We start from the raw sequence: 13,677 nt of genomic DNA, 5'->3' as shown, positions 1-13,677 counted from the left end.
GAAGGCAGGACGGGGACTCTCACGGGTCCTGGTGTCTGCTCGGGGCCGGGTGGGGCTGGGTGCCGTGGCCGGCCAGCAGGTCGCGGGCCTCTTCGATGGGCAGTTCCGCGTCGAGGTGGGCGCCGATGCGCAGCCAGTCGTAGCCGAGTTGCAGGGTGGCCCGCCAGGTGTCCGCGGAGTCGAAGGAGAGCGGGAAGGAGTCGGCGCCCACGGCGGCGCGGACCTGGGCGATGAAGGCGCGCAGCTCCGCGAGCAGGGTGGCGCCGTGGTCCGCCGAGTCGACGCCGCGCCGCAGCAGTTCGCCGGCTCGTGCCCCGATCGGCCGGGTGGCCGGTGGCAGCAGGTCCAGGCGGCGTACGAGGTCGGGGTCGACGGGCAGCGGATGGACGCCGTGGGCGCTGAACAGGGCGCGCAGCGCGGCGTGTACGGCGCGGCGGGCGGTGAGTGCGGCGACCCGCCACTGGCCGCGTCGCAGGGCACCGGTCAGATCCTCGACGGCGTTCTCGACGACCACGTTGGACCACACCAGCGCCATCGCCGCGGCGGCGAACCGGTCGGCGGGCAGCGGCATCAGGTCCACGGCACGGGGCCCGCGAACGGCGGCGCCGTGCACCGACAGCAGCGGCTGTGCGGTGGAGGGCGGCGGCGTGACGGGACCGGGCGGGGCGGCGAGCGGCAGCGAGGGGGTGACGGTGCCGCCGCCCTTCCAGGCGAGGCGGACCAGCCCGTAGCGCAGGAAGGCGGCCAGCAGCGGGCCGGGGTCGGCGACGCCGGTGTCGGCGGCCGTGGCGAGCACGCGGGGCAGCGGCCGGCCCAGGACGAGGGAGCGCCAGACGGCGCCGGCCTCGTCGCCCAGGGCGAACACGTCGCGCCGGCCGCGGATGACGTGGACCCGTTCACCGGCCTGCCAGGTGGTCACCCCGGCCACGCGTGCGACGGTGAGCCGCTCGGGGTGCCGGGGGACGCCGGTGAGCCCGAGCTCCGTGGCGAACGCGAGGCAGGCGCTGAGGTGCTCACGGGCGGCGTCCGCGTCACGGGATGCGGGGGCGGCGGTCTCCAGTTCCCAGTAGCGGTCGCGTACGTCCGTGCGGCCGGTCCGGTCCAGTTGCAGGGAGAGCCACTTGGGTTCGAGGTAGGTCTCGCCCATCCCGGCCGCCCAGGACTTGACGGTCTGGAGGAGTCCGGCGCGGGTCCAGTCGACCGCCTCGCCGCTCTCGCCGAGGCACAGCAGCGCCATGGCCTGCCGGAGGGACTGGCGGGCCCGGTGCGCCCACCAGTCGGCGGTGATCCGCCGGAACCGTTCGACGGGCAGCAGCGCCTTCACCTCCTCGACCAGGGCGTGCCCGCGCAGCGGGTGGCTGTGCAGCAGCCGCTGGCAGCGGTTGAGGAGGTCCTCGGAGAGCCGGCCGGGCCGTGCGGATGCCTGCTCCACCGCGCGGAACTGGTCGGCGAGTTGCCGTACCGACCGGGTGCGGATCTCCACCCGCCGGCCGTCCACGAAGAGCAGCGACGGCATGGTCGGCGGCTGGTCCGCGCAGCGGGCGACGAACAGGAAGTCGATGTCCGAGGAGGGGTTGCCGAACCCTTCCGCGATGGAGCCCTCGAGGGTCACGGCCCACTCGACGCCGCCCGGAGGTTCGGCGAGGGACTTGTCGAGCAGGTCCTGCAGTCGGTCCTCGGTGAGGATCACGGGTGTGCCTCCGTTCGGGGGCCGTTCCGGGTGGCGGTCGCGCCGTCGTCGGGCGGGTCGGAGAGTACGGTGACGGTCCCGGCGGCGCCGTCGACGCGCAGCCGGGTGCCGGTGCGGATCTCGGTGGTGGCGTCCTTGACCTGGACCACGGTCGGGATGCCCAACTCGCGTGCGACGACGGCGACATGGGTGAGCGGGCTGCCGCGTTCGATGACGAGGGCGGCGGCCGAGGGCAGCGCGGCGACCCAGCCGGGGTCGGTGCGGTAGGTGACCAGGATGCCGCCCCCGATGTCGTGCGGGTGGTCGGTGACCACGGCGGCCGCTTCGGCGACACCGGGGCCGCAGGGGGTGCCGCGCAACTCACGGGCACCGCTGCGGGCGGCGGGACCGCCGGCCCAGCCGGCCCGCTCCAGGTTGCCCGACCAGTACGGGGCGCCGTGCGTGGTGAAGCGGGACGGCGCGTGCAGGGCGGTGTCGGCGGCGAGTCGCCTGCGGCGCAGCGCGACCAGTTCACGCAGTTCGGTGTGGACGATCAGGCCCTCGTAGGCCCCTTTGATCTCCTCCAGGCGCAGCATGAACACGTCGTCCCAGGCATCGAGGGCACCGGTGCGCGCCAGGTCGCGGCCCAGGGCGCGCAGCATGCGCTTGGCCGCGCCGAAGGCCCGGGTGCGGCAGAACCTGAGCCGTTCCCGGTCGGCGAGCGCCGCCCGGGCCTTGCCCCGCACCCGCTCGTACAGCAGCCGGCGCGGGCCGCGCAGGTGCTCGTCGAGGTAGGCGCCGGCCTCACAATCCCGGTCCGGGGCGCCCCCGTTCGCGGTGTCCGGCAACGCGTCCCGCAGCAGCGCGAACAGTCCTGCCGGGTTCTCTTGCAGGTCCGGGACCTCCAGCTTGAGTTCGTCGGGGCTGCGATAGCCGTAGTCGGCGATGTAGGCGTCGACGGCGGCCAGGAACCGGGTGTGGCCGGCCTCGTGCAGCGCCCGGTGGGCCTCGGGGTCGGGGGTGCGCTCCAGCAGGTGCAGGATCTCGGGGTCGGCGCGTGCCCGGGCGGCCAGCTCGCGCAGTACCCGCACCGGTTCGGCCGATTCCACCGTGCCGCCGGGGGCGGCCGCGGCCCAGGTGAACCACTCGGGGGCGTCCGGCAGCCAGCGGCGGGTCAGCAGGGCCAGCAGTCCCACGGAGAGCAGGATGGTGGCGTCCAGGGCCTGCATCGGGCCCCATTTCTCGATGAGGTCGCGCTGCAGCCGGCGGAAACGGCGGTAGGTCTCGTCGCCGGGCAGGGTGTCGTAATCGACATTGTTGAAGATCGCGTACGCCCGGTAGAAATCCCGGTGGAAGGCAGCCACGGATTTCCGGATGGTGAGGAATCGCCAGGCGAAGACGCTCGTGCGGATGAGGCGTGACAACCGGGCGCGCGGCCCGGATCGAGGGGTGAACGGATGTAATGCGCCGGCGGTCTCGTCGGGAATGCTCTCGGCGACCCCGAGGGACTTCTCCAATACGCGCCGGTTGAGCGGGTACAGCGGAGCCAGTCGCACCATGCGGTACCAGTGGAGCAGGTTGTAGTAGACCCGGCCGTGGAAGTATCCGAGCAGGTGCGGGGTCCACTCCCCCACCTCGCGCAGTTGCTCCCCGCGCACGCCCAGGGCACGGGCGTAGCCGTCGTACACCTTGGCGTAGGTGTCGGCGGCGAAGCTGAAGGTGAGGGGGGAGACGACGCCGCTGAAGCTCTCGATGATGTTGGAGTTGTCCCAGATCCGCAGCTCTCCGCCGGGCTCGGGTGCGGGACCCGGGGTGGTGACCGGGCGGCTCTGCAGGATCCACAGGGTGCCTTCGGCGACGGCCCACTCGATGTCCTGCGGGGCGCCGTAGTGCGCGGTGATGCGGCGTCCGGTCTCGTACAGCAGGGCCAGGTCGGCGGTGGTCAGGGCCGGCGCGGCGCGGTCCTCGGCGGCGACGGGTGACACCGCGCAGCCGGATCCGGATCCGGCGTCGTAGCGCTCCTGCTTGTCGCCGATCACCGTGGTGAGGGGCCGGCCGGTGGCGGCGTCCAGGACGACGGTGTTGGCGTCGACCGCGCCCGAGACCAGCCCCTCCCCCAGCCCGTGGACGGCACTGACCACCTGGCGGTCGGTGCGGCCAGTCGTCGGGTCGGCGGTGAAGAGCACGCCGCTGCGCTCGGCCGGCACCATGTGCTGGACGATCACGGCGACACCTCCGGCGCCGGGCGGCAGCCGCCGCTGGGCCCGGTAGCGCAGGGAGCGTTCGGAGAAGCCGGAGGCCCAGCAGCGGCGGACATGGGCGGTGACGTCGTCCAGGCCCCGGACATTGAGGAAGCTGTCGAACTGGCCGGCGAAGGAGTGCCGTGTGCCGTCCTCCTCCGCGCCGGACGAGCGGACGGCCACCGCACCGCCGCCGGCCTGCCGGTAGGCCAGGGCGATGGCTTCGGTGACGCGCGCGCCGAGCGGCGCGTCTTCGATCAGGCGGGCGGCCTCCTCGGCGACCTGCCGGGCCTGCGCCTGCCGGCCCTCGGCGAGCAGCCGTGCCAGACGCTCGTCCAGTCCGCTGCCGCGGCAGAATTCCGCGAAGACGTCCAGACCGAGGACGGACCAGCGCGGTACGTGAAAACCGGACCTGGTCAGGGTGTGGAGGTTCTTGGCCTTTCCACCGGCCCATTCTGCGATCGCGGAATGGGCACTGGACGCTGTGAGAACGTGCAGGGGCAACTCGTTTCCCTTTCAAGGGGGTTACGCAACCGGTGCGCGTTATGCGATCTCGCCCGAATGTTTCACAGCATGGCGTGTCAAAACGTCCGGTGCGCCCGGCGCGGGTGTTTTTCGGCCGTCGTGACATTTTCAATTGTCTCGCCGTCCACACCGTTCCTGCTGTGGCAGCTCGCAGGCGCGTCCGTGGCAACCGTCGGGGCTGTGGGCGCCCACCGGCTTCGCCGTCGGCCTGTCCACCGTCCACGGCTGGGTCGTGAACGGCTGGATCCCGCGCGCGGGCATCTGGCTCATCGCGACCCCGTCGAGCAATACCTCGATGGGGCAGGCCGACCGTGGGCGACCGTCGCGGTGGTACCGTGCCGCACCACCGGTACGCGCCGGAGACGGCCCTCGCGGCCGTCAGGAACAGGAGACCAGTTCCGTGTCCGCGCCTGACTCCGAGCGGACGCGGTGGGACTAGCGGCGCCCCTGCGGCCGTTGTTCCCCTGCCCGGCCCCCGGGGACGTTCTCGTCGTGCAGGAGTCCTTCGAGTGCCGCGAGTACGTGGCCGCAGATCTCGTCCGGTTCCGCGCTCGCCAGCGGCTCCTGGCCGACCACGACCCGCATCAGGCCGATGCCGAGCAGCCAGGCCATGGCGAGCTGCGCGCGCAGCTCGCCGTCGTCGGCGGAGGAGAGGCCGGCGAGGGCGGCGGCGTACTCCTCCCCCAGGGCGCGTACGGTGTCCGGGGCGGCGTCGGCGCTGCCGATGGAGCGCAGGTAGACGGCCAGCAGCCGGTCCGCATCGGGTTTGCCGCCTTCGGCCAGGACACCGCGCAGCGCGGTCTCGAACAGCCGGTCCGCGGGCGTGCTGCTCAGCTGCTCCTTGCCTCCCTGGGCCATGACCTCGGTGAGCAGGGCTTGTTTGGATCCGAAGTAGCGGAATATGAGTGCCTGGTTCACCCCCGCGCGTCCGGCGATGTCACGGACGGTGGCTGCCTCGTATCCGCGCTCGGCGAAGACCGCGCCGGCCGCGTGCAGGATGCGCAGGCGGGTCCCGCGTGCGTCACGCGGGCGGCTCGGGGAGTCCTCGCTCGCGGGGCCGTCGCCGGGCCCGTCCTGCTGCCGCGTGTGCTCGCTGATGTCCACCCTCTGCTCCTTCTGCCGTCCGCCGTGAGCTCGCTCCGCGCCTGCCGAGGAGCCGTCAGAGTAACGGCCGGTTAGCGTGGTTGACCGCTCGGTGAGCGCCTTCTAGCGTTGTAAGCACGTGCTTACACAAGGGAGACAGCAGTGACAAAAACGGACCACACAGCTCTCGCCTATCCCTTCAACTCCAGCCAGGGCCTGGGCCTGTCCGACGCGTACGAACGAGCCCGTGACACGCCGGGGCTGTTACGGGTCCAGCTGCCGTACGGGGAGCCGGCATGGCTCGCCACCCGCTACGCGGACGCCCGGCTGGTCCTCGGCGACCAGCGCTTCAGCCGGGCCCTGGGGCTCGAACACGACGAGCCGCGCGCCTCCGAGGGCAGGCGGGACAGCGGGATCCTCAGCATGGATCCGCCCGACCACACCCGGCTGCGCTCCCTGGTCGCCAAGGCCTTCACCGTGCGCCAGGTCGAGAAACTCCGGCCGCAGATCAGGGAGCTGACGGCCACGCTGCTGGACGAGATGGAAGCGGCAGGGCCGCCGGCCGACCTGGTCGACCGCTACGCCCTGCCCATTCCGGTCGCGGTGATCTGCCGGCTCCTCGGGGTACCGGAGGAGGACCGCCCGCGGTTCCGCACGTGGAGTGACGCGGCGCTGTCCACCAGCTCGCTCACCGCCGAGGAGTTCGACCGCAACCGTGAAGAGTTGCGCGCATACATGGCCCAGCTGATCGCCGCCCATCGCGAGCGGCCCCGGGACGACCTGATGACGGCGCTGATCGAGGCGCGCGATCACGACGACCGGCTGTCCGAGCTGGAGCTCGTCGACCTGTGCGTCGGCATCCTCGTCGCCGGTCACGAGACCACCGCCACCCAGATCCCCAACTTCGTGCTCACCCTTCTCGACCATCCGAAGGCGCTGTCCCGCCTGCGTGCCGAGCCCGCGCTCATCACGAGCGCGATCGAGGAGCTGCTGCGCTTCGTGCCGCTGGGCAGCGCCGCCGGTCAGCCGCGCTACGCCAAGGAGGACATCGAGGTCGGTGGCACCCTGGTGCGGGCCGGGGAACCGGTGCTGGTCGCCATCGGCGCGGCCAACCGGGACGCGCTGCGCTTCACCGCGGCCGGCACGCTCGACATCTCCCGGAGCGGCAACGCGCATCTGGGCTTCGGCCACGGCGTCCACCACTGCCTCGGGGCTCCCCTGGCCCGCCTCGAACTGCAGGAGGCCATCGGCGCGCTGGTGGCACGCTTCCCCCGGCTGCGCGTCGCCGGGGACATCACCTGGAAGACCGAGATGCTGGTACGCGGCCCCCGCGTCATGCCGGTGGGCTGGTGAGGCGGCCATGAGCTGGCAGCTGCACATCGCCTCCGACCGCTGTATCGGCTCCGGGATGTGTGCCGGGGCCGCACCGGACCTGTTCGCCCTCGACGACGACCATGCCCGGCCCGTGCGCGAGCGCATCGCGGAGGACGACGACCGCGCTCTGGAGGCCGCCGACATCTGCCCGATGCTGGCCATCACCGTCCGGGACGCCGACGGGAGGGAGATCGGCCCTCGCGAGTGAACCTCCGCGCCGCGACCCGTCTCGGCACCGTCCCGCCGACGGTCAGCCGGTCGGCCCGCCGTCCGTGATCCTCCGCCGACGGGCCGGCAGCCGCCCCACCCGTACGAGCGGCACCGTCCCGGTCAGTGAGCCGTTCTGCCGGCATACGGGCGCGGACGGGCCCGGGGGGACCGGGATGTCTCACGCACGCGCGCCAAGGGTTGCGTGGAATGCTGGGGCGACGGCCCGGCCGCGACGAACCGGGAGGCGCGGAGGACACGATGGACTGGGCTCGGTTCGCACAGCAGATGGCGGCGATGGCACGGGACCTTCTGGCGCAGGAGTCGGTCGGCGCCACCCTGGAACGGATCACCGACTCGGCCACCGAGCTGGTCGAGGGCTGCGACGCGGCGGGCATTCTGGTGCTGCACGGCACGAAGGTGCAGACGCTCGCGCCCACCCGGCAGCTCGTCGTCGACAGTGACCGGCTGCAGGAGCGGTTGGGTGAGGGGCCGTGCTTCGACGCGGCGCGCAGCAGGGAAAGGGAGCCGGTTTTCCGCATCGCCGACTTCACCCGTGAGCAGCCGCGCTGGCCCGCCTTCGCCCCGATGGCCCATCAGCTGGGCGTGGGCAGCATGATGGGGTTCCTGCTGTACACCGAGGACGAAGAGCTGGGCGCGCTGAACCTCTACTCGCATGGGCCCGGCGCCTTCACGGAGGCCAGTGAACTGGCCGGCTGGCTGCTGGCCTCGCATGCGGCGGTCGCGTTCTCCAGCGCCCGCACACATGCCCAGATGGAGCACGCCGTCGCCACCCGCCACATGATCGGTGAGGCGATGGGCATTCTCATGGGAAGCCACCACCTCACCGAAGAGCAGGCGTTCGACGTGCTGCGCCGTTACTCGCAGGAGAACAACATCAAGCTCCGGGACGTCGCCCGCGGGGTGTGCGAGCGGGGCAGTCTGTCGTGACGGCAGGCAGAGCCGGCCACGTCACCGGCTCTGTCAGCCGCGTCAGAAGCGGGGGGACCGCGGTGTGTGCGGCGGCGCCGGGGCGATGCGGGAGGTCACTCCGGCGCTCTCGCGGCCGGACGGCTTGCAGGTGACATCCCGGGCCGGAAGCCTGCCGTTGCTCAGGTAGGCGTTGACGGTGCGGTCGGCGCAGGAGCGTGGGTCTGTCGCGTAGACGCCGTGCCCCTCGCCTCCCTTGACGTACACCATGCGGGAGCCCTTCAGGGCGCGATGCATACCGAGGCCGCTGGCCAGGGGGGTCTGGGAGTCCCACTGGTTCTGGACGGTGAGCACGCCGACGTTGTTGTCCACCGCGGTGACGGGCTCGGCCGGCTCGGTCCAGAACGCGCAGGGGGTGATGTTGGAGGCGAAGTCGCCGTAGAGGGGGTACTCGGCCTTGTCCCGGATCGCGTCACGCCGGTACTGCTCGGGGTCGCGTGGCCAGGCCGCGGTGTCGCCGCAGACCACCGCCCAGAAGGCCACGGAGGTGTTGTCGGCCGGCGGCTGTGCGGCGGGGGCCTTCGCGAAGCGCGGCTTCGGCTGCTGGTCCGGCACGGGGGAAGGGCGCAGGGCGGCATGGCCGTCGGCGGCCTTCTTGAGGCCGACGACCGCCTCGGCCGCGGACCTGGGGCTGAAGAACTCGGCGCGCAGGGTGGCCCGGATGTCGTCCCCGGTGAGTTTCTGGCCGCCTTGTTCGATCGGAGTGCGGTCGGCCCGCGCGATCAGGTCCCAGAACGTCTTCTTCACCTTGGCCGGGGTGCTGCCGAGTTTGTAGGTACGGTCCCGCTGGGCGGTCCACTTCGTCCAGCGGGTGAACGCCGGCTCGGTGCCCTCGGCCCAGACCTGGATCATGCCGCGCCACACCCGGGCGGGGTCGATCGCGCTGTCGAGTACGAAACGGTCGGTCCGCGCGGGGAACATCTGCGCGTAGACGGCACCCAGGTAGGTGCCGTAGGAGTAGCCCAGGTAGGAGATCTTCTTCTCGCCCAGAACGGCGCGGATGACGTCCATGTCACGGGCGGTGTTGCGGGTGGTGAAGTACGCGAGCCGGTCGCCGTTCCTGGCACGGCACTTGTCGGCCACGGTCCGGGCCCACTTGACGTCGCGGCTGAACGTCGCGGCCTTGTAAGGGTGTTCGGAGTTCTGTTGGGTGGGCGTGAGACCGCAGGTGAGCGGGGTGCTGCGGCCCACGCCGCGCGGGTCGAACCCGATGAGGTCGTACTGCTCGCGGACGTTCTTAGGCATCGCGTCCTTCATCACGACCGGCATGTCCAGGCCCTCGCCACCCGGTCCGCCGGGGTTGAAGAGGATCGCGCCGTGCCGTTTGCCGGGGACACCGGTCTTCATACGGGAGACGGCCAGCTTGATCGTCTTCCCGTCGGGGCGGCCGTAGTCCAGCGGTACCTGGATGGTGGCGCACTGGAACGCCGCGGGCTGCGACGCGGCGCACCGGTGCCAGGCGGCCTTCTGGTTCTCGAATCTCTTCAGCGGTTCCGCCGCGGATGCCTGTGCCGCCGGTGCGAGGGCGGGGAGCAGCGTTGCCGTGATCCCCACGGCGAGCAAGGGTGCCATGCGTCCTGTCCGCACGATGGCCGTTCCTTTCGGTCAACTGCCAGTACGGGACGACCCTTTCGCGTCTACTGGGCCCAAGGATCCCTCTGCAGGACAGACTTCCTACGACTCCCGGCGTACACAGAAAGAGACGTGCGGAGGAGAACCCGAACGGGCTGATCACCGTCCGCGCAGGCGTCCACGTCCCTGTCGCCGAACTCCCGCCTGCCCGCCTGCCTGGCGACGCCAGGCGGGACGGCGGGTGACGGTCCGGACGGCCAAGTCAGCGCCCGCGCAGGCTACTTGACCACTGGGAGGCGCCCAGGGTGAGACGCCGCAGCGCGGTGTGGGCGGGTGGGCCACAGGTGGGCTTGCCGCCGGGGGGGCGGCAACGGCGCCGTCCCGCCCCGCCCTTGGCGCAGCCTGCAAGATCAAGTAGTGTCCTACGTCGTGAACACCGGACCGGCGCTACGCCACACACGGATTGGTCTTCCGGTGGAAGACTGATCGCATGGCGGGTGCGCAGAACGCACCCCCTCCGTTCGGCACGTGGACCTCCTCGCGCTCGTGCACCGCGAGTCCGTTTCCCGTGCCGAACAACAGCGAGGTCAGCCGAATGACAGTCACGTTCAACCACACCATCATCGCCGCCAAGGACCGCCATGAGTCGGCCCGGTTCTTCCGGGACCTCCTGGAACTTCCGGAAGCACCGTCCTGGGGCCCGTTCACCAACATCCAGCTCACCGACGGCGTACTGCTCCAGTTCGCCGAGCCGCCGGTGGAGATCCAGATGCAGCACTACGCGTTTCTGGTCGACGACGAGCTGTTCGACCGGGCGTACCGGCGGCTGCGCGAGCGCGGCGTCGAGCACTGGGCCGATCCGCAGATGCGGCGCCCGGGCGAGATCAACAACGAGCACGGGGGCCGAGGGGTGTATTTCAAGGACCCCGCCGGGCACGCGATCGAGCTGATCACCCGCCCTTACCTGTAACCGGTGTCACCGGTCACGGCAGTCAGTCCGACGCGTGGGCGGATCCGCCCCGGAGGCGTGGCTGAGCTCTGGCGGTGATGTCCACGGCAACCGGTCAAGCGGGTGGCGACTCATCGTCTCCCGCTTGACCGTGACGCTTCCCGGACGTCGGCTCCATGGTGGTGCGCGAAGCGTGATGCAGCCTGCTCCCGCCGGGATCTAGACTCACTTGGTAGCCGCAAGCAACGGATAGTGAGTGATGAGCGACACGGGTAGCCTCCCAGCCGGGCAGTGCACGGGTGGCGGGGCGAGGCAAGGAGATCCGCACGCATGACCACGCCCGCGTCCCCGCCCCGCGGGGAAGCCACCGCGATAGCCCCGCCGGCCCCGCCGGCCGGCCGACTGACGCACCGCCAGATCATGACGATCCTCAGCGGCCTGATGCTGGGGATGTTCCTCGCGGCGCTCGACCAGACCATCGTCAGCACCTCGATCCGCACGATCGCCGACGATCTGCACGGACTCAGCTCACAGGCATGGGTCACCACCGCGTATCTGATCACGTCCACCATCAGCACGCCGCTGTACGGGAAGCTGTCCGACCTCTACGGACGCAAGCCCTTCTTCCTGGCAGCCATCAGCATCTTCATCGTCGGCTCGGCGGCCTGCTCGTTCGCCACCTCGATGACCGAGCTGGCCGCGTTCCGGGCCTTCCAGGGCATCGGTGCGGGCGGTCTGATGTCACTGGCGCTGGCGATCATCGGTGACATCGTGCCACCCCGCGAGCGGGCCCGGTACCAGGGCTACATGCTCGCGATGTTCGGCTCCTCAAGCGTGCTCGGCCCGCTGATCGGCGGTTTCCTGGCGGGCCGCAGCAGCATCCTGGCCATCGCCGGCTGGCGCTGGGTGTTTCTGGTCAACGTGCCGGTCGGCATCATCGCCCTGTTCGTCGTCGCCAAGGTGCTGAACCTCCCGCACACCCGGCGCGAGCACCGCATCGACTGGTGGGGCGCGTTCACCATCGCCGTCGGGGTGGTGCCGCTGCTGCTCGTGGCCGAGCAGGGCCAGGACTGGGGCTGGACGTCCACGAAGGCCTGTGTCTGCTACGCGGTCGGCGTGGTCGGCCTGGTGGTGTGGGTCTTCGTCGAGCGGGCCATGGGCGAGGAAGCCCTGATCCCGATGCGGCTGTTCCGCAGCTCGGTGTTCAGCAAGATGAGCCTGCTGTCCGTGCTCACCGGTATGGGCATGTTCGGCGGGATGATGATGGTTCCGCTGTACCTGCAGATCGTGAAGGGCGTCAGCCCCACCAAGTCCGGCCTGTTGATGCTGCCGTTGATGGTCGGGATGATCGCCGGGACCATCGTGGTCGGACGCATCATCCAGAAGACCGGCAAGTACAAGGTCTTCCCGATCGTCGGCACCGCGCTGATCATCGCCGCCATGCTGCTGTTCCACTACCGGGTGCAGTGGAACACCGCGCTGCCCGAGACCATGGCCTACATGGCGCTGTTCGGCATCGGCCTCAGCGGATGCATGCAGATCCTGACGCTGGCCGTGCAGAACGCCGTGGAGCCCAAGGACATGGGCGTGGCGACCGCGTCGGCCACCTTCTTCCGGCAGATGGGCGGCACCGCCGGTACCGCGGTCTTCCTCTCGGTGCTGTTCAGCACCCTCGGCGACAAGATCGGCTCCGCCTTCCGGTCCTCGTCCGAAACGCCCGCCTTCCAGGCCGCACTCCATGACCCGGCGGTACGTTCCAACCCCGCGAACGCACCGGTGCTGGAGATGTTCGAGCACCCCCGGGCGGGCGGCGGGAGCGGCTCGGGTGTGCTGAACGACTCCTCGTTCATCCAGCGGCTCGACCCGCGTCTGGCCCAGCCGTTCAAGGTCGGCTTCACCGACTCGATGCACCTGGTGTTCCTGATCGCGGCGGCCGTGACGGTGCTGGGCTTCCTGGTCGCGCTGTGGACCAAGGAGGTGCCGCTGCGCAAGGTCTCCGGTCTGGAGGCGCAGGCCGCCGAGGAGCGCGGCGGCCCGGCTGCGGAGGCCGGCCCGGATGTGCAGCCCGGCCCAGCTGTGCAGCCCGGCCCAGCTGTGGAGCCGGCCGCGACCGCCGCCGCGGGGTCAGCAGCCGCCGACGGGCCGGCCGCCGGTGGTGTCCAGGCCGTCGACGAGGCCGCCGTCACCGGTTCCGCCGCCCGAACCGGGCCCGTGGGCGAAGCCTCCGCCGAGCGGGTCGAACCCGCTCACGGCGCCCCGTCGTACGGCATCCGCGGCCGGGTGCTGGACGGCTCCGGCGTGCCGGTGCCCCAGGCCGTGATCACCTTGATCGACGTCGAGGGGCGGCAGCGCGACCGCGCCGTCAGCGGGGAGGACGGCAGCTATGCGGTGGGCGTCCCGCGCCCCGGCACCTATGTGCTGATCGGCGCCGCCGGCGCGCGGCAGCCGCAGGCCGTCACGGTCCTCGTCGGCGACGGGGATGTCGAGTGCGACCTCGCGCTGAGCGGCAGCGCCGCCCTCACCGGATCCGTCCGGGACGCTCTCGACGGACACCCGCTGCCGGGTGCCCTGCTCGTCGCCACCGACGTACGCGGCGAGGTCGTCTCCTCCGGCACCTCGGCCGCCGACGGTGCCTTCGTGCTCGCCGATCTGGTCCCCGGCAGCTATACGCTCGCGGTGAACGCGCCGGGACACCGCCCTGCCGCCCTCCCGGTCGAGGTCACCCCGGGAGCGACGGAGGCCTGCGAGGTCCGCCTCGAACCCGGCGCCCGGCTCAGTGGTGTGGTCGGCACCGCTACCGGCAGGGTGCTCGCCGACGCCAAGGTCACCCTGCTGGACGCGGCCGGTAACGTCGTCGGCTCGGCGGTCACCGGCCCCGACGGCGCCTACGGGTTCACCGACCTCGCCGGCGGCGAGTACACCGTCATCGCCGGCGGCTACGCGCCGGTCGCCGCATCACTGCACGTGGACGCAAGCGGCGTCACCGACCACGATCTCGAACTGTCCCACGAGGACTCGCCCCGGTAGCACACATCAGGGGTCGGGAGCGGTGATACGGATGGGGTGAG

Annotated in this window: 9 protein-coding genes; 5 read left to right on the top strand and 4 right to left on the bottom strand. The window is 71.4% G+C overall.

Translation table 11 applies throughout. From position 1 onward, the window contains the following. Nucleotides 1–19: 19 nt before the first annotated feature. The 3 genes from ABZ624_RS03000 to ABZ624_RS02990 form a co-directional block, all read right to left on the bottom strand. The gene (locus ABZ624_RS03000; protein WP_360081886.1) at nucleotides 20–1,690 is read right to left on the bottom strand and encodes a hypothetical protein; all 1,671 of its coding nucleotides are present in this window, start codon (nucleotides 1,688–1,690) and stop codon (nucleotides 20–22) included. Next, the gene (locus ABZ624_RS02995) at nucleotides 1,687–4,413 is read right to left on the bottom strand and encodes a phosphoenolpyruvate synthase (RefSeq protein ID WP_360081884.1); all 2,727 of its coding nucleotides are present in this window, start codon (nucleotides 4,411–4,413) and stop codon (nucleotides 1,687–1,689) included. The genes ABZ624_RS03000 and ABZ624_RS02995 overlap by 4 nt, the downstream gene beginning before the upstream one ends. A gap of 456 nt (nucleotides 4,414–4,869) precedes the next feature. Beyond that, nucleotides 4,870–5,538 carry a TetR family transcriptional regulator gene (locus ABZ624_RS02990; protein ID WP_360081882.1) on the bottom strand — a complete coding sequence of 223 codons (669 nt, stop codon included), beginning with the start codon at nucleotides 5,536–5,538 and terminating at the stop codon, nucleotides 4,870–4,872. Nucleotides 5,539–5,679: 141 nt separating this feature from the next. On the opposite strand from ABZ624_RS02990, the gene ABZ624_RS02985 reads away from it, so the two are divergent. The 3 genes from ABZ624_RS02985 to ABZ624_RS02975 all read left to right on the top strand — a co-directional run bounded on the left by ABZ624_RS02985 (nucleotide 5,680) and on the right by ABZ624_RS02975 (nucleotide 8,049). Next, nucleotides 5,680–6,870, top strand: a complete 1,191-nt coding sequence (locus tag ABZ624_RS02985; RefSeq protein WP_360081880.1) for a cytochrome P450 — start codon at nucleotides 5,680–5,682, stop codon at nucleotides 6,868–6,870. Nucleotides 6,871–6,877: 7 nt separating this feature from the next. Beyond that, nucleotides 6,878–7,099 carry a ferredoxin gene (locus tag ABZ624_RS02980; protein WP_360081878.1) on the top strand — a complete coding sequence of 74 codons (222 nt, stop codon included), beginning with the start codon at nucleotides 6,878–6,880 and terminating at the stop codon, nucleotides 7,097–7,099. A gap of 260 nt (nucleotides 7,100–7,359) precedes the next feature. Then, nucleotides 7,360–8,049 carry a GAF and ANTAR domain-containing protein gene (locus ABZ624_RS02975; protein WP_360081876.1) on the top strand — a complete coding sequence of 230 codons (690 nt, stop codon included), beginning with the start codon at nucleotides 7,360–7,362 and terminating at the stop codon, nucleotides 8,047–8,049. 42 nt (nucleotides 8,050–8,091) lie between these two features. Here ABZ624_RS02975 and ABZ624_RS02970 read toward each other — a convergent pair whose 3' ends face one another. Continuing rightward, nucleotides 8,092–9,660, bottom strand: coding sequence for an alpha/beta hydrolase (locus tag ABZ624_RS02970; RefSeq protein ID WP_360081874.1), 1,569 nt, complete (start codon nucleotides 9,658–9,660; stop codon nucleotides 8,092–8,094). Nucleotides 9,661–10,255: 595 nt separating this feature from the next. Here ABZ624_RS02970 and ABZ624_RS02965 point away from each other — a divergent pair. Together ABZ624_RS02965 and ABZ624_RS02960 are read left to right on the top strand one after the other, a co-directional pair. Beyond that, complete coding sequence (locus ABZ624_RS02965) at nucleotides 10,256–10,630, top strand: VOC family protein (protein WP_360081872.1); 375 nt, start codon at nucleotides 10,256–10,258, stop codon at nucleotides 10,628–10,630. A gap of 309 nt (nucleotides 10,631–10,939) precedes the next feature. Further along, nucleotides 10,940–13,636, top strand: a complete 2,697-nt coding sequence (locus ABZ624_RS02960; protein WP_360081870.1) for a DHA2 family efflux MFS transporter permease subunit — start codon at nucleotides 10,940–10,942, stop codon at nucleotides 13,634–13,636. Nucleotides 13,637–13,677 lie beyond the last annotated feature (41 nt).

The sequence above is a fragment of the Streptomyces sp. NPDC007205 genome (assembly GCF_040634095.1).
Classification (GTDB): Bacteria; Actinomycetota; Actinomycetes; order Streptomycetales; family Streptomycetaceae; genus Streptomyces.
The sequence above is the reverse complement of the archived record's forward strand: the minus strand, read 5'-3'. Positions and strand labels throughout refer to the sequence as shown.